The 19,592-nt window shown below is 64.9% G+C and carries 17 protein-coding genes; 6 read left to right on the top strand and 11 right to left on the bottom strand.

The genetic code is table 11. From position 1 onward, the window contains the following. Positions 1 to 8: 8 nt before the first annotated feature. Together AKN83_RS11100 and AKN83_RS11105 are read right to left on the bottom strand one after the other, a co-directional pair. Positions 9 to 248, bottom strand: a complete 240-nt coding sequence (locus AKN83_RS11100; protein ID WP_050403738.1) for a DUF2171 domain-containing protein — start codon at positions 246 to 248, stop codon at positions 9 to 11. A 72-nt stretch (positions 249 to 320) separates the two neighbouring features. Beyond that, entirely contained in the window at positions 321 to 791 is a 471-nt protein-coding gene (locus AKN83_RS11105; protein ID WP_244521952.1) for a cupin domain-containing protein, read from the bottom strand. 219 nt (positions 792 to 1,010) lie between these two features. On the opposite strand from AKN83_RS11105, the gene AKN83_RS11110 reads away from it, so the two are divergent. Continuing rightward, complete coding sequence (locus AKN83_RS11110; RefSeq protein WP_050403736.1) at positions 1,011 to 1,610, top strand: 3-keto-disaccharide hydrolase; 600 nt, start codon at positions 1,011 to 1,013, stop codon at positions 1,608 to 1,610. Positions 1,611 to 1,669: 59 nt separating this feature from the next. On the opposite strand, the gene AKN83_RS11115 is transcribed toward AKN83_RS11110, so the two are convergent. The 7 genes from AKN83_RS11115 to AKN83_RS40510 all read right to left on the bottom strand — a co-directional run bounded on the left by AKN83_RS11115 (position 1,670) and on the right by AKN83_RS40510 (position 10,842). Then, entirely contained in the window at positions 1,670 to 3,172 is a 1,503-nt protein-coding gene (locus AKN83_RS11115) for a hypothetical protein (RefSeq protein ID WP_244521953.1), read from the bottom strand. A 91-nt stretch (positions 3,173 to 3,263) separates the two neighbouring features. Further along, positions 3,264 to 4,370 (bottom strand): glycoside hydrolase family 5 protein, encoded by a 1,107-nt coding sequence (locus tag AKN83_RS11120; RefSeq protein ID WP_050403734.1) that lies wholly within the window; start codon positions 4,368 to 4,370, stop codon positions 3,264 to 3,266. Between the two features lie 65 nt (positions 4,371 to 4,435). Continuing rightward, complete coding sequence (locus tag AKN83_RS11125; RefSeq protein ID WP_050403733.1) at positions 4,436 to 6,754, bottom strand: exopolysaccharide transport family protein; 2,319 nt, start codon at positions 6,752 to 6,754, stop codon at positions 4,436 to 4,438. A gap of 153 nt (positions 6,755 to 6,907) precedes the next feature. Next, positions 6,908 to 7,660 carry a polysaccharide deacetylase family protein gene (locus AKN83_RS11130; protein ID WP_050403732.1) on the bottom strand — a complete coding sequence of 251 codons (753 nt, stop codon included), beginning with the start codon at positions 7,658 to 7,660 and terminating at the stop codon, positions 6,908 to 6,910. Further along, complete coding sequence (locus AKN83_RS11135; protein WP_050403731.1) at positions 7,657 to 8,475, bottom strand: class I SAM-dependent methyltransferase; 819 nt, start codon at positions 8,473 to 8,475, stop codon at positions 7,657 to 7,659. The genes AKN83_RS11130 and AKN83_RS11135 overlap by 4 nt, the downstream gene beginning before the upstream one ends. 4 nt (positions 8,476 to 8,479) lie before the next feature. Continuing rightward, positions 8,480 to 9,922 (bottom strand): lipopolysaccharide biosynthesis protein, encoded by a 1,443-nt coding sequence (locus tag AKN83_RS11140; protein WP_050403730.1) that lies wholly within the window; start codon positions 9,920 to 9,922, stop codon positions 8,480 to 8,482. Beyond that, complete coding sequence (locus AKN83_RS40510; protein ID WP_050403729.1) at positions 9,916 to 10,842, bottom strand: DUF6492 family protein; 927 nt, start codon at positions 10,840 to 10,842, stop codon at positions 9,916 to 9,918. Before AKN83_RS40510 ends, AKN83_RS11140 begins: the two co-directional genes overlap by 7 nt. 418 nt (positions 10,843 to 11,260) lie before the next feature. On the opposite strand from AKN83_RS40510, the gene AKN83_RS11150 reads away from it, so the two are divergent. Further along, the gene (locus AKN83_RS11150) at positions 11,261 to 12,229 is read left to right on the top strand and encodes a glycoside hydrolase family 26 protein (protein WP_050403728.1); all 969 of its coding nucleotides are present in this window, start codon (positions 11,261 to 11,263) and stop codon (positions 12,227 to 12,229) included. Between the two features lie 74 nt (positions 12,230 to 12,303). Here the strand turns inward: AKN83_RS11150 and AKN83_RS11155 are convergent, their stop codons facing one another. Beyond that, positions 12,304 to 13,392: a radical SAM protein gene (locus AKN83_RS11155; protein ID WP_050403727.1), complete on the bottom strand. Its 1,089-nt coding sequence runs from the start codon at positions 13,390 to 13,392 to the stop codon at positions 12,304 to 12,306. Between the two features lie 402 nt (positions 13,393 to 13,794). Between AKN83_RS11155 and AKN83_RS11160 the strand changes: the two genes are divergently transcribed. After that, positions 13,795 to 14,790, top strand: coding sequence for a glycosyltransferase family 2 protein (locus tag AKN83_RS11160; protein ID WP_050403755.1), 996 nt, complete (start codon positions 13,795 to 13,797; stop codon positions 14,788 to 14,790). A 5-nt stretch (positions 14,791 to 14,795) separates the two neighbouring features. Beyond that, positions 14,796 to 16,100, top strand: coding sequence for an O-antigen ligase family protein (locus AKN83_RS11165; protein ID WP_050403726.1), 1,305 nt, complete (start codon positions 14,796 to 14,798; stop codon positions 16,098 to 16,100). Here AKN83_RS11165 and AKN83_RS11170 read toward each other — a convergent pair. Continuing rightward, positions 16,097 to 17,188 (bottom strand): glycosyltransferase family protein, encoded by a 1,092-nt coding sequence (locus tag AKN83_RS11170; protein ID WP_157113314.1) that lies wholly within the window; start codon positions 17,186 to 17,188, stop codon positions 16,097 to 16,099. The genes AKN83_RS11165 and AKN83_RS11170 overlap by 4 nt on opposite strands. Positions 17,189 to 17,379: 191 nt before the next feature. Here AKN83_RS11170 and AKN83_RS11175 point away from each other — a divergent pair, with 191 nt between their 5' ends. Then, a complete protein-coding gene (locus tag AKN83_RS11175; protein WP_050403724.1) occupies positions 17,380 to 18,351 on the top strand; it encodes a cupin-like domain-containing protein in 972 nt (323 codons plus the stop codon). A gap of 36 nt (positions 18,352 to 18,387) precedes the next feature. Next, entirely contained in the window at positions 18,388 to 19,569 is a 1,182-nt protein-coding gene (locus AKN83_RS11180) for a GNAT family N-acetyltransferase (RefSeq protein WP_244521954.1), read from the top strand. Positions 19,570 to 19,592 lie beyond the last annotated feature (23 nt).

The following is a 19,592-nucleotide window of genomic DNA, read 5'->3' on the forward strand; positions in this document are numbered from 1 at the left end:
CAACGCGGCTATTGGCGACCGTGCTGCCAATGCGCCGTGACGTCGGAGCCCGATTTGTTGAGGTGGACGTGCTGGTCGACATGATCGACCCAGGACAGCGGAATGAAATGGTGGTGCTGACCGTCGGGTGAACTCTGCTTGGTCAGCTTGATCTTGTCGGTGCCTTCCATGTGGTCGACCTTGCCGACCGTCTTCTTGTCCGACGAGATCACGTCCATATGTTCCCGAATGTCGGCAGCTGTTGCCATGCGTTATCTCCTCGTCATGATGATGAGGGGGTGAAACGCTGGGTGGATGGAATGGTTGCTAGCCGCGTCCGGCTACTTCTGTTCCACCTCGGTCGCGGTGGCCGGGCCTTCGCCCATGATCAGCAGCACGGCGTCCTCGTCCTTGGCGCCGTCCCAATGCACCTGCTTGCCGAAATGGGTGACGAAGCTGCCCGCCGGCATTGCCACGGTGCCATGATCGGGATCGAATTTCGGACCCGAGCCGACCCACCAGGTGCCCTTGAGCACGACGATGTAGCGGTCGTTCGGGTGGAAATGCGGACGGCTGAAGTGATTGCCCTTGGTCCATTTGGTGTAGACCATGTAGAAGCCCGGCTTCGAGGGATCGCCGACCACGACGGCATTCTGCGCGCCGCGCGCGTCGACCGCGCTCCAGGGAATCTGGTCCGGCAGCTTGTAGGTGACGGCGGCCGGATTGAGCTCTGCCGCGGCGCTGACGCTCAGCGTGCCCGCAAGGGCCAGCGGCATCATCAGGTATCGCCAGGACCGGTTCGACGCCGCCATCATATCCTCCGAGATCGGTTCGTTCGGGCGACTGCCGCGCCCGTATCTCGCATGATGCTAAGCGCTCCCGCTTGCGCGGGACAAGACGCGCCCGCGCATGTCTGCTCTCAAGATTGCGGCATCGGGTCGTGACACAACGCAGTTGCAATATGAAAAACGCATTTACGACGCCGCGGACGATGATAGGTTGCGCGCCAACCAAAAGACGGGAGGATAACTTTGAAGAAGCATCTGTCGATACTGGCGGCGGGACTCGTGATCGGTGCGGCCGCGCTGCAATTCTCCACTGCTGCATCGGGCGATGACGGCTGGGTCACGCTGCTCGACAGCTCCAGGAAGGGCGACTGGGACGAGGTCGGCAAGGCCAACTGGGCCATGAAAGACGGCGCGCTGGTCGCCGACAAGCTCGATGGCAAGGATCTCTCCTATCTCGTCAGCAAGACCCAATACAAGGATTTCCAGATCAGGGCGGAGTTCTGGACCGACGAGGACGCCAACAGCGGCGTCTTCATCCGCTGCGAAGGCAACAAGGTCATCGACTCCAAGGTCTGCTACGAGGTCAACATCTTCGACAAGCGGCCCGACCCGACCTACGGCACCGGCGCGATCGTCGACGTCGGCAAGGTCGATCCGATGCCGAAGGCGGCCGGCAAGTGGAACGTCTACGAGATCATGGCGCAGGGGCCACATTTCGTCGTGACGCTGAACGGCCAGAAGACCGTCGACGCGCAGGACACCAAGCACGCCAGCGGCTACATCGCGCTCCAGTATGGTTCCGGCGTGGTCAAGTTCCGCAAGGTGCAGATCAAGCCGCTCTGACAACGCAAGCCGAGGAGAGCCCGGCCGCGCCGCGGCCGGGTTTGATCGCGTGTCATGTGCTATCCGTGGGAGGCCGTCAGATCTTCGCCTTGCGTGCGCAAATGATGACCGAGCACGAGCCCGGTCATGCACAACAACAGCCCGAGCGCCGCCGGCGCAAATAGCGCCTCCTCCTGGAAGATGCCGTTCACCAGCACGACCATCGTGCCGAACGCAGCGAGCCCTTGAATGAGAATTCCGGACGAGGCGTAGAGGCGCCAGGCTTTCAGCGCCACCGCAAAGAAGAAGCCGAGCGGGACCACCGCGCCGATCCCCATCTGGTAGAGCAGGACGCCGACGGCGCTCTCGACCGCGCCGTCCATCGTGCCGGCGGCTTGCGCGGCGTTCCAGTCGATCGAGAAGTAACCTTCGGAGAGATTGCCGCCGACGCCGAGGCCACGGCCGATCGGGTTGTGCAGGAAGCCGTCCCAGCCGCCCATGAAGCCGATCACGTGAAAGTCGCCGATCTGCAGCCCGATATGGATCGCCGCGATGGCGTACACCACGAGTCCGACCAGTGCGAGGGCAAGGGTGATGGTGGTGCCGAATAGCCAGGTTGCCGTCCAGGCCAGGGCCACGAAAATGACCAGGATGAGCGCGCCCTTCACGCTGCAGAAGATCAAGAGCGGGATTGCGGCCAGCGCCAGCCAGCGATATCCGACCGCGAACAGGAACAGGATGGAAAAGGCGATCCCGTAGCCGAAACTGATCGGGCTCATATTCGGTCCGAAGATGCGCAGGATCGACGACAGTCCGAGATCCTCGAACAGCGGGCTGTTGAGAAAGCTGAAACGGAAGCGGTCGATCAGATCGACCGGGACATTGCCGGTTTGGCGCATCTGGGCTTCCCAGGATCCGGAGCGAGTCGCCTTCAGTTCGTCGAAATGCCAGAACGTGTAGCCGTTGGTGATTTCGAGCCAGAAATCGCGAAACAGCAATTCGACATAGCCGCAGACGATCAGCAGCGTGGCGACGGTCGCCAGGAAGGGTGTAATGCGAAGCTCGAAGGTTGCGGCGGTCAGCAACGAGAGCTGAAACAGAAACAGCGGAAACGCGATGTTGCGCAGATAGACGAGTGCCGCATGCGCGTCCTGCGTGGCGCCGAGCAGGAAATACATCCCCACGACCGCGAGGGTCATCAGCCCCCAATTCATGATCCGGTCGATCTCGGGCGAATGCTTGCGCTCGCGCAGCATGTATAGCGCGAGCGTCACCAGCCACATCACTGCGCAGATCAGGAAATTGTAGCCCTTGACGAAATCCATCTCCTGCTCGGTCGTCATGGTGGACGACAGGATCGAGACGAACAGGTTCTGGAAGAAGATGATGAAGACGGCGATCGACGGCGCATAGGCCGGGGCCGCGAGCACGATGGAGCAGCCGATCAGGCTTTCCACCACGATCGCGAGCCCGGCATTGGCAGCCTGCATGATCGGAGCGAATGCGATCGATGCCACGGCGATGCCGAGCGCAGGAATGAGGTCGCCGGCCAACAGCGGCCGCGGGGCTATGTCTGCTCGCACAGGCTCTGACCTAAATGACCGGATGGGGGCGTGCCGCACCCGCATCGTCGATCTAGCCGCGCATTGTGAAAGAACCGGTTAACCAGATCGGTTAGTGCGTTCCGAGCAGCGCCCTCAGCACGTCGCGGTCGGCCTTGCCGGTAGAGGAGTCGGCGAGGCCAAAGCCCTGCGAGAGCTCCCAATGGGTCCAGCCCCAGCACTGCTGCCGTGCGTAGGCGGTGACGCCGGCGAGCCAGCGCAGCCGGCTGTCGCGCGGCGCGCTGGCCTTCAGCACCCCGAACTCATTGATGATGATCGGGCGGGAATACTGCCGCTGCCAGGCAGCCGCGGGCTCGAGCCACTGGTCGATGCCGCGGCCCGGGATGGCGCGGTCGACCATCGCGAGCGCCCTGGGCTTGTTCAGCGCGGTCAGCTGCTCTCGCAATTGTTGAACCCTGGGATCGCCGGCACGGGCCGGATAGGGCAATCCGACGACGTCGTGGAGCGGCTCGTTCGAGTCCCAGTGGGCCTGATGGGTGAACACCATCGGATCGTAGAAGTGGATGGCATAGACGACGTTCGGATCGTCGAGCGGCGTGAAGCCCGGCAGCGAGTCCGCACGCTGCCAGTTGACCGGACCCGTGATCAGCGTGGTCTGCGGCAGCAATTGGCGAATGAAGCCGGCCAACTCCCGGACCTCGCGCTGCCACTGCGTGGCATCGACCTCCGGCTCGTTCAGGAGTTCCGCAAACACCCGATCGAAGGGATATCGCTCCATGACCCGCGCGAGCGCGGTCCAGGCGCTCTTCATTTCGGCCATCGCGCCGGCCGGGTCGTCCTTGTGCAGCGCGTTGAAGTCCCGACCCGAATGCAGGTCGATCGACACGGCATAGCCGAGTGCGAGCAGGGCTTTCAACGCGGCATCGACGGTTTGCAGCCGGCTGTCGATCTCCGCCTTCGCAGCGAAGCGCGGCATGACGAAGTCGGCGGGCACCGGCAGCCGGATGTGGGTCAGGCCGGCCTTGCGCAGTTCGAGCAGCAGGCTGCGCGGCGGCGCCGACCGCGGATCGACGATCCAGCCGTCGGCACTGACGCCGCGCGACAACGCCTTGATCCGGTCCGCGGGGACGCCTTCGATCAGGGCGGGGCAGGCCCGCGCGGCGACGGACAGCAGAATGGATGCGGTGGCGATGATGGCGGGGATCGATAGCCGGGCCATTGGACGATCAACTCGCGATCAATGTTGCAGCGGCGACGCCGAACGTGGCGCGGCTGGTGCGTCGCTCACGCATACTGCCTGTCGTGTTGCCGACTTGCGACGCTGGACTGGAGTTCGTTGAGAACGACACCGGCGAGCTTGCGCTCGGCGCCACCGAGCGCGGTGATGATGTCTTCCATCGACGCGTTGATGTCGCGATCCACTGGCAGTGCCGCGATCAGTCCGTCGGCCATGTCGAACAGCCGTCGTTCATCCGCACTCCACCGCATCGGCGGCCCGTCCATGATCACGAGGTCGTGGCTGCCGGCGGAGCGCGCCTGCGCGATCGCCTGCTGGATCGCCTCGCCGGCCTTGGCGGGATTGCCCTTGATCGCCGGCAGGATGGCAATGCCGTTTGCGGTGTTGATGGCGCGAGACGCGTTGCTGCCGATGGTGAGCCGGTCGAGCCGGCTCGGCCTGCTCCGGAGGGGATGCCCGGCCCTGTCGGTCAGGGCGTGGACGGTTGGGTCAGCGTCGATCAGCAGGACGCGGGCGCCGTCGCGTGCGGCAACGAGCGCGATGTTGAGCGCGACAACGCTGCGGTCGGGATCGTCGACGGTGCCGAGCACGGCCAGCACGGGGACGGCGTTCGGAGCGGTGCCGGTCGCCAGCACCGCATGGATCTGCCGGATCGTGTTGGAGAACGGCCCGAGCGCCGAACTGGTGCGCAACGTCGGCCAGCCGAACCGCGTGACGTCGGCGGGATTGTCGCCGGTCAGGATGCCGCCAAGCGTGCGCATGACATCGGATTCCTGCAGCTCGGCGATCAGCGGCTTCTCGATCACCGGCTTGTCGATGAGAGCGGCGGCCGGCTGGATCGCGGGCGGTGCCTGCACGGCCGGCTTGGCCATCGCGGCGATGGGCTGCCGTTCCGGCGCGGCATCGTGTTTCGGTTGGAGCCTGGGACGGATCGGATCGGCGCCGGGTGCCAGCTGGCCGGCCGCAACGATCCACGCCGCGGCGGCGAGCCCGCCAAGCATGAAGCCGATCATCGCGAGCAGGGTCATCGGCGGCGGGAAAGTGCGCTGCTGCGGGATCGTCGCATCGCCAATCACGCGCGCGCTCGAGGTGTTGAGGCTCTCCTGCTCCTCGGTCTCGCGCGAGCGCTTGAGGAAGGACTGATAGACGTCGCGGCTGGCATCGACCTCGCGCTCGAGTTCGCGCAGCCGCACCGACGCCTGGCTCATCTGCACGCTCTGGTGCTTCTGAACGTCGAGCGCCTTGTTGAGCGAGGCTTCATAGTCGCGCGCCCGGGTCAGATCGTTCTTCGCGGATACCGCAAAGCGATCGATCTCTTCCTTGATGGTCCGGCGCAGGTCCTCGACCTGCTGGTCGACCTGGCGCAGCGCCGGATGGCGCGGCCCGAGCTCGCCCTGCAGCTCGGCTTGCCGCTTCTTGGCATCGGCATATTGCGAGCGCAGGTTGGCGATGGTCGGCGACTGCAGCGCTTCGGGAATTGCGCCCGCGTCCATCGCTCCGCGCCGGCTGGCTTCGATCTGGTCAAACTTGGCCTGGGCATCGAGTGTCAGCGCCCGCGCCGCGGCCAGCCGCTGGTTGCCGACCGAGAGCTGCTGGTCGGTCAGCAGATTGTCCTGGGAGCCGACGAAGTTGTTCTGCGCCTTGTAGGTCGCGAGCGCCTCTTCGGCGTTGCGCAGGCGCTGCTGCAGCTCCTTCAGCCGGCCGGACAGGTCGCGGGTGGCGCGCCGCGCGGCCTCCGCCTGCGACTGCTTGGACTCGGTGAGATAGGCCTTGGCGATCGCATTGGCGAGCATCGCCGCCTTGACCGGATCGTGCGACCACACGTCAATGTCGACGATGAAGGTGCGATCGGTCTTCTTGACGTTGATATGGCGGTTCAGCGTGTCGAGCGTGTTCATCTCGATCTGCTGTTGCTGCTCCGCCGTCGTACGCGGCTCGATGCCGAACAGGCCGAGCAGCGCGGCGAGCAGGCCGCGGCTTGCGGCGCCAGCGCCGAATTCGGGATCCTTCACCAGATTGGTGTCGCGGATCACCTGCAGCAGTACGTTGTTTGATGTGATCAGGCGCGACTGGCTCTCGACCACCATCGAGAGTCCGGAGACATCCTGGGCGCGCGGGGTCAGCTCGCGCTCGACCAATTGCAGCTCGCGCGGATCGACATAGAGCTGGGCGCCGGCGGTATATTTCGGTGTCAGGCTCTTGCCGATCGCAACCGCGATGCAGGCGCAGAGCAGCGCGGCCGAGACGATCGCGACCCTGCGCGCCCACAACAGGCGGACCAGCTCAAGCAGGTTGAAGCCGGCCGGGATTGCGGCCCGGCGCGGCTCCGGTTTGGTCCGGTCGATCGGCTGGTCATAGCTAAGCATCGACCCCAGCTTTCGTCTGAATGGCCGCACGCATCGGCTGAGGAGCACTCTTTCGGGCCACGCAACGCGCACGAGACGACGCGAAAAACACGCAATACGAAAAATTAACCATACTCATTCGCCAACTATTCACCAGAAAGGCAAACAAAGGGTTTAAGCGCGGGCGCATCGGAACGCCTCCGCCATCGTCAGGACCGGGACATTGCGCCGCGCCGCCGCCTCCAGCGCATAGGTCATCAGATCGGGCGTGCAGCCATAGAGGCTCGGTACCTCGGCGACGTCGTGGCTGTAGAAAATTAACCAGCCGTTCACCTTTGCCGCTTCCGCGAAGGCCATGTCGATCCGGTCGCGCGACATCTGGCGGTCGATCAGCGGCATGGCGCGGAGGAACTGCAGGTCGACCCCGCCGCTGTTCACGCCGGGCACGATGCTGCGGCAGGTGCGGAATTCGGACCTCAACAGGTGCTTCCGCGCGTAGGAGCCGTAGCCGAACGGGTAGGCGAAGCTCTCGACCGGCATCGTCGGATCGAGCGAATGGAAATAGGTCCGGTTACGCGCGATCTCCGCGGCCAGCGATCTCTCGTCGAGGTCGCAGGCGCGGCGGTGCGAGAAGGTGTGGCAGCCGATCTCATGGCCACGGCGATGCAGCGAGACGACGTCGTCGGCGCTGCCGGTGGTCCAGTCGGGTGCGTCCAGTCCAACCAGCCCGCCCGACACGTAGAACGTGCCGCGAGCCCCGTAGGACTCCAAAATGTCGGCGCCGAATGTCGCCGCGCTTTTCGGCAGGTCGTCAAAGGTGAAGGTCACCATCGACGTGGCATTGTTCAGGCGAAAACGCTCGACCTGCACATGCATCGCCAGCCGGTGGCTGACCTTGACCCTGGCTTCCGACCACAATGCGTTCATGAGCCAAGTTTCCGCAAGATCACGTGGTAGTCGCCGTGCCGGACGTCGATCTTGCCCGGCAATAGCGTGTTGATCGCCTTCGCGCCCGCGTCGATCAGCGCGGCCAGCAGCGGCTTGCGTCTGCGCATCTCGGGATAGCGCGGGCTCTCGTATTTCTTCCGATAGATCACCTGCAGCCCGTGGCCGGCCGCGAACGCCTCGAGGTTGCCGAGAGTCACCAGCGGATGGAAATGGGTCGGGAACGGCGCCTCGCCCGGCAGTCCGGCGTGCTTCTCGCCGCGCACATGCCGGTAGAACCAGACGTGGAACCAGTGCGGGGAGTATTTCGTGACGATGCCCGACAGTGACTTCGGGTTCGGTGCGCCGATCAACAGCAGCCCGTTCGGCTTCAGCGCCTCGCAGAACCCGCGCAGCACGGCCTCCACGTCGGGGATGTGCTCGATGACGTTGTAGCAGATGATCAGGTCGAAGCGCTGCCCTGGCGGGAAGCGATAGGTCTGGATGTCGCCGAGGATGGCTTCCTGCGCATAGCTGTTGTTGCGGATCTGATCGGCGTCGATGTCGACGACGGTCACATGCGAACGGCGCAGCACGCCCAGCGGCAGATAGCTGGTCGAGCCGCCGCCGGCTTCGTAGATCGCGAGCCGACCGGCCGGCAGCCGGGCCTCGAGGATGCTGTGAACCGTGAGCAGGCTCTGCTTGGCTTCGCCGGGCGGCAGGGCCAGCAGTGATTCCGGATGGATTTCAGCGGGGACGGGCATCGTGAGTTCGGTGAGCGGGGCGGGACGCGTAGCAAGCGCGAGGGATCTGTTCATCGGCTCATCCAACGTTGCTGTTTGCGGATCTGGTGTGGAACATGACAACGCCCCGCTTCAGCCTGCCGCGCAGCCGCGCGATGTCGAACAGCCAGCAGAGCGCGGCATAAACGACGAGCCCGGCCGCGATCAGCACGATGCTGGCAGGGAGATCGGCGAGGGCGAGGATGCGGTCGAGTGCGCCGACGGTGAGCGCCATCGCGAGCGCGGCGATAGCGATCAGCGCGAGCCGACCGATCGGGATCGGAATCCGGAAGGCAAAGCGGCTCAGGACCAAGGCGCAGACAAAGCCCGTGGTGTCGGCGCCGAGCCGCGCCCAAGCTGCGCCGACCGTCTCGTAAAGGCTGACCAACCCGTAGGACAGGATCACGTTCGCGGCGATGATCGAGGCGGTGTTGATCAGGTAGAAGGAGTTGCGTCCCGACAGCAGGAAGCTCGCATGCAGATATTGCTGCGTCAGCACCTGGAACAGCACGGCGATCGCGATGACCGGCATGATCTCGCTAGCAACTGCGCGGAAGGCGGGACCGAGGACGATGTTGGCGACATGCGGGGCGATCAGCGCGAAGCCGAGGCAGGCCGGCAGCGTGACGCCGGCAAGCAGCTCGAGGCAATCGGCGAGATGGGTCCTGACCGCGGCGTCGCCCTGCCTGGCATGGATCTGCACGGCCATCGGAAAGAACGCCGCGGCCATGCTCATCGCCGGCATCATCAGGGTCTGGCGCACCAGGTCGAGCGCCGCGACATATTTGCCGGCATCGGCGGCGCCGATCAGGTTGGCGATCATGAAGCGGTCGGTCACGCTCGAGATCGCGAGCAGCGTCAGCGACAAGGTCAGCGGCAGGCCGGTGCGGGCAAGCGACCGCAGGTCGGCCCGGTCGAAGGTGACGACGGTGCCGCGCCACCCGCTGCGCGATTGCAGGAGCACGGCGACGAGATAGGCTGTGGCGGCCGCGAGCAGCAGCAGCACGCCGGTCGGGCTGACCAGCGCAACCGCGACCCCCAGGCCGAGCAAGGCGGCGGCGCGGACCAGCGTCGCCTTCATGACCGAAAACGCCTTCAGCCGTGCACGCAGCAGATCCTGCGTCAACTCGAACAGGCCGATTGCAACAGCGAGGACCACGGCCGCGAGCGCGGCGGCGGCATCGAGCCCGACGTGGCGGGCCAGCAGCCAGGCGATCGGCGCGGTGAGGCAGCAGATCAGATAGCCCGACACGACCAGGCCGCGGACGTCGGTGCCGTCATTGCGGGCGTGGCCGCTCAGGATAAGGTTGCGAAACCACCCGACCAGGAAGACCGATATGACCGAGGCGAAGCCGACGCCGAGCAGATAGATGCCATAGTCATGCGGCGCGAACAGCCGCGTGAAAATGAATACGCTGAACAGTCCAAGCAGCGCCGAGAGCACGTTGGCGGTCAGGTTGATGCTGGCCTGTCCGATCAGCATGACGCGGCGAACTCCGAAAGCGTCCCGGCCGCCGACGACGCCAGGATGGCGTCGCTCTCGGCCACGACCTCGCGAATCGTCGCGACCGGCGTCCCCGAGAACGACGCGATCGAGAACGCAACGTCGTCCCTGTCGGCGCGCAGCAGCAGCCGGGTGAGTTCGTCTTTGCTCAGAGTCGGATCGTCCCAGTAGCTGACGCATGGCGTCTTCGGCACGTCGGAGTGACGCAGTGCGGCGGACTCGTCGTTCTCGACGAAGAAGCCGTACAGCAGATATTCTGAGAATTCGCGGGTCCGGCACAGCGCCTCGATCCAGCTCATCCCGGAGACGGCCTCGATGCGCTCAGTGAGCGCACGCGTGGTCTGCTTGTCCCAGAAGATGATGTGTCCGATGAAATCCGGTGCCGGGAACGGCGGCGTCGGCAGGCCGATCAACTGGTGGCTGGTCTCGAGCCAACGCGAATGGCGCGGCTGGTCGGCGGTTACGGCATCGGCCGTCTTCAGCAGCGGGATCGTGTTCGGATGCTGGAAGCGCGAAAGGTCGAAATCACGGAAGAACACGATGTCGGAATCCAGGATGCAGAACCGCTCATAGGGCAACGCGATCGTCGCCGCGATCTTCAGGATCTGCTGGACGTGCCAGCCGTTCACCGGCTTGGTGCGCAGCGACCACCAGAACTGGCGGCGCTTGCGCTGGATCATGCGCGGCAGCGGCCGCAGCCAGTCGGGCAGGAAGGACGAGGCCGGAATGATGATGCGGCGCTCGCTGGCCAGCGGCGCGAACAGCGGCAGGTCGCAATCCGGCACCAGCAGATAGTGCCTGGAGAACGATGTGACGTGACGATCCACGCTCTCGCAGAGCAGCGCGCAGATTTCCAGATCGCGCCCGTAGGTCGGGGTCAGCAACGCGACAGGGTTCATCTCGTAACTCTCTCCGGCGACACCGTTTCACGGCGGCACATCGCAGCCGCCAGACTTGTCCTGAACCCGAGTTCAGCAAGATCAGTGCCGGAGAGATTTGATGGCCCTATCGGCGGCGTTGATGGTTAAGCAATGGTAAATGATGGCCCGCCGCGGTCGGTAATGGATCGACAATCATCGCTCGGTTGCGCGATTTTGGCGCTGGACCGGGATGTTGCCTGGATATTGCAGTGCTGCCGTCTCGAATGCCGACGAGGTCGGCGCAGGTGAGTGCACATGCGGATTCGGTGGCATTTTCGGCGGGTCAGCGGCGCGGCCAAACGGCCGACTGCAACATCAGTCCATTTCGAGACATCCGCGCTGGCCCCGCTGTGTGCTTTTGGCACGCGCGCCGCGAGCGAGCCGACTGGAGCGCGGGATGCCAACTGATCACGGAATCACGCGGCGAGGTGCCCTCGCATTCGCGGCGCTTGCGCTGAACGGACTGTCGACCGCGCGGGCCGCGCCACCGGCACGATCGCAGCTCGGCACGGGTTCGGCACGGTTCGCCGGCGCCTTCGTCAATTGGGGCGAGACCGGCCGCGAGCAAGTGCTGCAGGCCTGGGAGACATGGCTCAATCGGCCGCGGTCGTCAGTGCTCGGCGTCGACTTCTACGGCCAGAGCAGCTGGGACGACTTTCACAAGCTCGATTGGGTGCCGGGGCTCTGGAAAAAGCTGAATCCGGCGCGCAATGTGGTGTGGTCGGTGCCGCTCACCATGGCCGGCACGCCGCTTGCCGATGTCGCGGGCGGCCTGCACGACGCCGAGTTCGGGGCGGCCGCGCGCGCCATCGCAGCGGCGCATCCCAAAGCGATCATCCGCCTCGGCTGGGAGATGAACATCTCCAGCTCGGGCTGGTTCGCCAAGGGGCATGAAGACGACTACATCAGGGCGTTCCGCCGCGTGGTTGGAATCTTCCGCCGACATTCCCGCCGTTTCAAGTTCGACTGGTGTCCGGGCTGGGGTGCGCAGGACATGCCGGCCGACGCCGCCTATCCCGGCGATGACGTCGTCGATTTCATCGGCCTCGACGTCTACGATTTCAAATCGGCCGGCAGCGCGGCCGAGCGCTGGACCAATTCCTGTCTGAAGGCTCCGTTCGGCCTCGAATGGCAGCAGACGTTTGCAGCGAAGCACGGCAAGCTGATGAGCTATCCGGAATGGGGCGTCGGCCAGTCCGGCGACAATGCGTTTTTCGTGCAGCAGATGCACGACTGGTTTGCCGCCAATCAGGCTGCGATCGCCTATGCGGCCTATTTCGATGTCGACGGTCTGTGGCCAACGCAGATCGACAACGGCCAGTTTCCCGAATCGGCCAGCCTGTTCCGAAGGCTGTTCGCGGGCTGAACTCAATGCGATCGAGCAAAAAGCCCGATCGGTCCCACGAACCTACCGGGCTTTGTTGCCTTTCTCTCGCTGCGTCAGGCGGCCTTGGTGTTGGTTAGCAGCGTCAGGCCCATCTTCAGCTTGTCCTGCAGCGTGCGCTGCGCAAGGCAGGTGAACAGGCAGAGCTTGTCGCAAGCGACGGTCTCCTTGCGGCGGACCCGGGCTTCCTCACTGTACCAGATCTCACGTGCGGTCTGGGTACGCACGTTGCCGATCGGCTTGAAGAACCAGCACGTTTCCAGGCGGCCGTCGGAGCGGATGAAATAATTGCGCATGCCGACCCGGCACGGCATCACTTCCTTCGGCGCCTTTTCGCGGCGGAAATGGTTCGGCCAGGCCCGCAACACGGCCTCGCCGTTGAGGATCGGCGCGCCGTCGCGCTTCATGCGCAACAGCTCGTCGCGGACCTTGATGAGATCGTCCAGCTCGCTCTCACCGATCCACAGTTCGTCCTCGACCTCCTGCGTGCCTTGCTCGACCGGCTGGAAGCTCAGCGCGGTAGCGCCGATCTCTTGGATCCAGTCGACCATTTCGGGCAGGCGGCGGAAGTTCAGCCGATGCACGACCGGCTTGATGATGATCGGGAAATCCAGGCCTTCGGCACGGCGCTGCTCGGCGACGTTGCGGATGCCCTGCACGATGTCGTGCAGCGAGTTCTCGACGCCGCGCGAGTAGTCGTGGATCGCCGGATCGGTGGAATCGATCGAGATGTTGATGTTGAACGGGCGCGCCGCGACGGTTTGCGCCACGATCTTCTTGTTGAGGTAGGCGCCGCCATTGGTGGTGACGCCCCAGTGGATGTCGTTGTCGCGGCAGAACCGCAGCAGGTCGAGAAAGCCCTTCTTGATGTAGGGCTCGCCGCCGGCGAACTCGACGTGATAGGCGCCGATGAATTGCTTCAGGCTCGCGAGCGCGCGCTGCCATTCGGCGATCGACATCTCGTCGCGATAGTTCGGGCGGCGCCAGTAGTCGCAGTAGCGGCACTTGTAGTTGCAGCGTTCGACGACCTCGGCGAAGATCGCGGCCGGGCGGGTGACGTCGCGTCCGGTACGCAAATAGAGCTCTTCCGAGAGGGCGTTGCGGACATGCTTGGTGCCGAGCGAGACGAGGTCGAGCGCTTTCAAGGTGAACCTCTAGCAGTGTTTTGCGTTGTTGCGATCGGAACGATCGAAAATTATGGGGTGATCAGCAAATTGAATGCCAACTGGAGCGTAAAGCACGCTTCACGCGCGCGTGACGGCTCTTAACCCTAAGGATCAGCTAACAGCGTGACGCCGATGGTGAAGCCGCCTGCCGCACTGTCGCATATGCCTGCAAATCGCTTCGTTCGACTTCAAATTAACCTTGCGACGAAGTTGCGGTAACGCGGGTCTCCTGTGGAGCGGATTTTGCCATGAGGTCGCCGTAACGTTCGCGCCGCGTCCGTATTGCCACCGGTGTCGGTCACTTTGGGACGGCCATGTCCCATTCCGATCCGTGCCGGGACGATGCGTCGTGCGAATCGCGATTGCCAGGAGGGCATGGAGATGTCGACCGAGCTTGCTGTAGCCGACCGCGCCTGGGTCACCACTTCGCCCGCGCTGGATTGCTCCATCGATACCGTCATCTGCATTCCGAGCTTCCGGCGCCCGAAGCACCTGCGGCTGACGCTGGAGTCCGTGGCGGCGCAGCGCACCGAGCGCAGCTTCGCGATCGTCGTGGTCGAGAACGATGCGGCGCACTGCGAGAGCGCGCCGGTAGCGGCCGAGTTTCTCAATTCCGGCAAGCTTCGCGGCGTCTGCGTCGTCGAGCCGCGGCAGGGCAATTGCCAGGCGATCAACGCGGCATTCGAGACCGCGCTCGAGACCTTCCCGAACGCGCAGAACTTCCTGATGATCGACGACGACGAGGTCGCCTCGCCGGATTGGCTGGAGCGGATGGTGCAGGCCGCCGAGACCTCCGGCGCCGAGATCGTCGGCGGGCCGGTGTGGCCGAACTTCGATGACAAGCACAAGCGCAGCCTCAAGCGGCATCCGGCGTTTGCGCCGGCCTATCATGCCAGCGGTCCGGTTCCGGTGATCTATGGCTGCGGCAATTGCCTGATCGGGCGCGCGGTATTCGAAAGGCTCGGCCAGCCCGCCTTCGACCTGCGCTTCAACTTCCTCGGTGGCGGCGACCACGATTTCTTCGCACGGGCGCGCCGCGCCGGCTTTCGGTTCTTCTGGGTTACGGACGCCGTCATCAGCGAGACCGTTCCCTCGACCCGAACCAGTCTCGGCTGGATCGTGCGGCGCGGATTGCGGATCGGCGCGATCAACTATCACATCGAGCGCAAGGCGGCGCAGACAACGTGGTCGCGCGCGGCCGTCAAGGCCAAGATGTTCGGCCTGGTGCCGTTCTCGCTGTATCGCTTCACGCGCATCGTGCTGCGCGAGCATCAGGCGGTGATTGCGATGCATCCGATGGTGGTCGCGGTCGGCAGCGCGCTTGCCGTACTCGGCATCGAGCCGCAGCCTTATGCGGCTTCCAAGATCGCCCCGTGAGTGAGATGTCCGTCACCGCGGAAGGCCGGGCGCTGATCGCCGAGGTTGCGCGCCGGCCTGTGATGGATATCGTCCGAGGTGCATTCTTTGTCGGCATCCTCCTGCTGGTCTGGATATCGCTGCGGCCGTTCGCGGATCTGAGCGGCTTCCATGTCGGCGACGTCGTCACCGGCAAGGATGCGGTGCTGTACGCGCTGTTCGGCGTGCTGATGGTCGCGATGCTGGCTCTGACCTTGCGCGACAATCTGCCGGCGCTGAAATCGCTGCTGACGCCGGCCTTCCTGCTGTTCGCCGGCTGGACCTGCGTCACCGTCGTGCTGTCGTCCGATCCTGCCACCTCGCTGCGCCGCCTGACGCTGTCGGTGTTCGTCATCGTGGTAACCGCGACGCTGCTGCTGCTGCCGAAATCGCAGGGCGAATTGATGCGCTGGTTCGGCATCGCCGCCCTGGTGCTGCTGGTGACGTGTTACCTCGGCGTCTTGCTGGCGCCGCATCTGTCGATCCACCAGGCCACCGATCCGCAGGAACCGGCGCTTGCCGGCAACTGGCGCGGCGCGTTCGGCCACAAGAACGTCGCGGCCGCGATGATGGCGATGCTGATCTTCATCGGCATCTATCTGATGCGGGCCGGCGGCTGGCTGTCGGGCATCGCGGTGACCGGGCTTGCCGCGGTGTTCCTGTTCTTCACCGCCGGCAAGAGCGCGATCGTGCTCTGCCTCGCCGTGCTGATGCTGACCGCGCTAATGCCGGTGATCCGCTCGCTGTCGGGCCGCGCGCTGCTGCTGTTGACGCCGCTGCTGTTGCTCAATCTGTTCAGCGTCGGCACCGTGATGAGCGATACGCTGGCGGCGATCGCCGACCGGATGCCGATCGACACCTCCTTCACCGGCCGCGCCGACATCTGGGCGTTCGCCCTCGAATCGCTGCACCAGCGGTTATGGACCGGCTACGGCTTCGAGTCGTTCTGGGGCACTAGCGCGATCCAGAACCTGCAGGAAGGCAAGGAGTGGGCGGGCTACGCCTCGCACAGCCACAATGGCTATCTCGATACCGCGCTCGGGACCGGCCTGCCGGGTCTCGTGCTGCTGATCGCGGCGGTTGTCGTCAAGCCGCTGTGCGACTTCCAGGCCGCGGATCGCGGCGGCAATGATGGGCCGCTGACGATGCTGTTCCTGCGCATCTGGCTGTTCGGACTTTATCTGTCGTCGATGGAGAGCTTCTTTCTCGATCGCGCCGATACGACCTGGGTGACGTTCCTGATCGCGGTATTCGGGCTGCATTATCTGGCCCGGTTCCGGATGCGTAGCTAGAGCTGCGCGCGGACCGCGTTGGCGACATCCGTCCACCAAGCGTCGAAATCGAACGGCACGGGGACGGTCGGCCGCTTCAGCGCCGTGACGATCCGGTCGGCATAGCCGGCACTGTCGGCGTCGCGCGGCACCAGCAGGATGGCGCCGCGGTCGATCAGTTCCTTGAAGCGCGGATGATGGTCGAATTCGTCCGGCAGCGCCGGGCCGGTGACGATCAGCGGCCGGCCGGACTGCACGCAGGCCAGGATGCTCGACCGCCGGGCGGTCAGGCCCTCCGCCAGCGAATAGCAGAACACGTCGATCTCGCCGAGCAGGCCGAATACCTCGTGGTCGGAGGCGACATAGCCGGAGACGATCACATCGCCCTTGAGCCCCAGCTCGGCGACGCGGGCATAGAACTTCTGCTCGATATTGTCGGTGCCGCGGATGAAGGAGCCGACATAGACGATCAAGGGCTGCAGGCCCCGCTGCTTCAGGATCGCGCCGATCTCGAGCAGCCCGTTCGGCTGCTTGCCGGGATAGATCGAGCCGAAATGCCCGACGATGAGCTGGCCGTTGCTGCGTGCCGCGACGAGCCGCTGCAGCAACATCGAGTCCGCGAAGCCGGCCGGCGCCGCGATGTTCGGCGGCAGCGGCGCCAGCACGCATTTCCGCACCATGCCACGCATGATCCGGTCGTCGGCGAGTTCGCGGCGTACCAGCGGCGAGAACATCACAATGGCGTTGGCGAACCATAGCGCGGGAATAAAGGTCAGCCGGCGGATGCCGTTGAGGCCGGCCCATTCGTGCTGGATCAAGACGACCTTGCGGCGCCGCAGGCGGGCGAACAGCAGCGCGAGCAGCGGCCGCACGATCACGCGCTTCCAGGCCACGATCGGGAAGTTACAGACCACGCTGTCCGCGCTGCCGACCGCGCGCCAGATCTCGCTGATCCTGCCATCGGTCTGGGTCAGGGTTAACGCCGTGGTCGCGCCGGGCTCGATCTTGTCGATCGTCTCCTGCAAAAGGCGAGTGAAGTGCCCGACGCCGCAGTGCATCCGCGGCCCGGCGCCGAGGAACAGCGCGCGATATCGGGGTGGTACAGTCATTCAGTCCTGTCGGCCACGGCGGCCGGCTCCGGAAACGTCGCGGTTAGCCATATCGGCGAGACATTAGCTTTGCGTAACCCCGCGCGCGTGTGCGACGGCACCGTTCTTGCCAATCCCTGCTCAAGAGCAGCCAGATCGTCCCGGAACGGGACATCGAATGCAGCGAAACGGCGCAGCCAGGAGCGCGACCAATGACGACGGGCAAGATCTTTGCGAACTGGGATGACAACCATTCCAGGCTCTGGAGCCATCAGCCGATCCGGCTCGAGCACACCATGCACAAGCAGCCCGCGTTCTCGATGGACGATCTCGCCAAGCTGATCGAGCACTATCCGCGCGAGCATTACAGCCTAGTCAAGACTGGCGCCAAGGGATCGAGCCGGGTCTGGCGCGAGGGCGAGATCGGCAGGTTGCGCGGCCATCAGGTGATCGAGGCGATTTCGCGCGGCGGTCTGTGGCTGAACCTGCGCAACGTCACCGCGATCGATCGGCGCTACCGTGACATGATCGAGCGGATGTTCGGCGAGATCGCGGCCAAGGTTCCTGGCTTCGATGCGCCGACCCATCAGGCCGGCATCCTGATTTCGTCGCCCGATGCGCAGGTCTATTACCACGCCGATCTGCCGGGGCAGGGCCTGGTCCAGATCGCCGGCCGCAAGCGGGTCTACATCTACCCCGCCACGCAGCCCTTCATCCGGCCCGAGCATCTGGAGAACATCGCGCTGTTCGACGTCGAGGTCGATATCCCCTACGAACCCTGGTACGACTGGCATGCGCAGGTCATCGATCTCGAGCCCGGCCAGATGCTGAACTGGCCGCTCAATGCGCCGCACCGTGTCGAGAACCTCGACACCGTCAACATCTCGATGACGATCTCCTATGTCAACGACGACATCCGCCGCGCCCAGATCCTGCATCTTGCCAACGGCATGCTGCGGCATCGCTTCGGTTACACGCCGCGCAGCCGCAGCATTCGCGGCCCGACCTTCTTCGCCAAGCAGGTGATGCAGAAGCTGCTGCGCGACGGCAAGTGGGTGAAGCGCGAACGTGCCGTGCGGCGCGCAATCGACTTCCGCCTCAACGAGAGCGATCTCGGCAAGATCGTCGACCTGCCCAGGGACCCGCCCAAGGACCCGTCCAATGCGGCGTTGCAGGCGGCGTAAGCCAGCTTGCCGGTAGCAGGTGCTGAAATGACGGTCTTGACGACAGCGGTTGAGAAATTCGGGGCGCGGGTCGCCTCCTATGCGGTCGGCTATCGCGTCGAATTGGTTTCCGATTGGGCGCAGGCGGTCGCCCGCTGGGGGACTTTCGAACCGCTTACCGCGTTCCAGCATCCGCAATGGTATGCGTCCTGGTACCGCGCTTTCGCGTCGACCGACGGCGTCGAGCCGCTGATCGCCCTTGTCAGCGATGCCGCGACCGGCGAGCGGGCGGCGCTGCTGCCGCTGATCCGTCATCGGCTGGGCAGCCTGCGCATCGTTGAATTCGCCGACCTCAACCTCACCGATTTCAACGCGCCGGTGCTCGGGCCGGCTGCGCCGCGCGACGACGTCGCCGCATGGCAGTTCTGGCGCGATTTGCAGGCCGCGCTGCGCAAGGCGCAAGGCGGGGCCGATCTGATCAGGTTTCGCAAGATGCCGATCAAGCTCGCGACGCGATCCAACCCGCTGGCGCTGCTCGACGGCATCGGGCCGTCGGTCGTCAACGGCAATCTCCTGACCATCGGCGACGACCACGACGCCTGGCGCTACGAGCTGAGCCGGAAGGTTCGCAAGGAATTGGGACGGAGCTGGCGCGTGTTTGCGCGCGAGCGGTCCGCATCATTCAGGATCGCCACAGATACCGACGAGGCGCTGGGCCTGCTGTCCGTCACGGAAGCGCAGCAGGGCGCGCGGCTGAACAGCCTGGGGCTCAACTACGTGCTCGACAATGCGGACTGCGCCGCCTTCTATCGCGACCTCGTGCGCGAAGGCACCGCGCGCGGCTATGCCGTCATGACCGCGCTTGCGACCCACGACGAAGTCGTGGCGACGCTGCTCGGCATTCGCACCGGCTCGCGCTATGTCATGATCCGCATCAGCAATGCGGGCGGCAAATGGTCGGCCTGTTCGCCGGGCCGGCTGATCGTCGATCGCACCATCGCAGCGCTGCACAAGGATGGTGTGCGGGAGTTCGATTTCTCGATCGGCAATTACAGCTACAAGCGGCGGTTCGGACCGCAGCGCACGCCACTGGTCGACCTCAGCGCACCCTTGAGCTGGCGCGGGCAGCCTCACGCGCTGCGCGACCGCGCCGTGCTGGCGCTGCGTCACTATCCCGAGCTGACCGCGCGGCTGAAACGGGCGCTCGGCAAGGCGACGCCCTCGCGCGAAGACGATTGAACGAATGGCGCGGCGCGCCGGCC

This window comes from Bradyrhizobium embrapense (assembly GCF_001189235.2).
Lineage (GTDB): Bacteria > Pseudomonadota > Alphaproteobacteria > Rhizobiales > Xanthobacteraceae > Bradyrhizobium > Bradyrhizobium embrapense.

Excerpts from the sequence above, each read along its gene's own strand:
- AKN83_RS11170 (WP_157113314.1), bottom strand. The coding sequence starts at position 17,188 with ATGACTGTACCACCCCGATATCGCGCGCTGTTCCTCGGCGCCGGGCCG.
- AKN83_RS11150 (WP_050403728.1), top strand. The coding sequence starts at position 11,261 with ATGCCAACTGATCACGGAATCACGCGGCGAGGTGCCCTCGCATTCGCG.
- AKN83_RS11120 (WP_050403734.1), bottom strand. The coding sequence starts at position 4,370 with ATGGCCCGGCTATCGATCCCCGCCATCATCGCCACCGCATCCATTCTG.
- AKN83_RS40510 (WP_050403729.1), bottom strand. The coding sequence starts at position 10,842 with ATGAACCCTGTCGCGTTGCTGACCCCGACCTACGGGCGCGATCTGGAA.
- AKN83_RS11160 (WP_050403755.1), top strand. The coding sequence starts at position 13,795 with ATGTCGACCGAGCTTGCTGTAGCCGACCGCGCCTGGGTCACCACTTCG.
- AKN83_RS11125 (WP_050403733.1), bottom strand. The coding sequence starts at position 6,754 with ATGCTTAGCTATGACCAGCCGATCGACCGGACCAAACCGGAGCCGCGC.
- AKN83_RS11130 (WP_050403732.1), bottom strand. The coding sequence starts at position 7,660 with ATGAACGCATTGTGGTCGGAAGCCAGGGTCAAGGTCAGCCACCGGCTG.
- AKN83_RS11135 (WP_050403731.1), bottom strand. The coding sequence starts at position 8,475 with ATGAACAGATCCCTCGCGCTTGCTACGCGTCCCGCCCCGCTCACCGAA.
- AKN83_RS11105 (WP_244521952.1), bottom strand. The coding sequence starts at position 791 with ATGGCGGCGTCGAACCGGTCCTGGCGATACCTGATGATGCCGCTGGCC.
- AKN83_RS11165 (WP_050403726.1), top strand. The coding sequence starts at position 14,796 with ATGTCCGTCACCGCGGAAGGCCGGGCGCTGATCGCCGAGGTTGCGCGC.
- AKN83_RS11175 (WP_050403724.1), top strand. The coding sequence starts at position 17,380 with ATGACGACGGGCAAGATCTTTGCGAACTGGGATGACAACCATTCCAGG.
- AKN83_RS11140 (WP_050403730.1), bottom strand. The coding sequence starts at position 9,922 with ATGCTGATCGGACAGGCCAGCATCAACCTGACCGCCAACGTGCTCTCG.
- AKN83_RS11100 (WP_050403738.1), bottom strand. The coding sequence starts at position 248 with ATGGCAACAGCTGCCGACATTCGGGAACATATGGACGTGATCTCGTCG.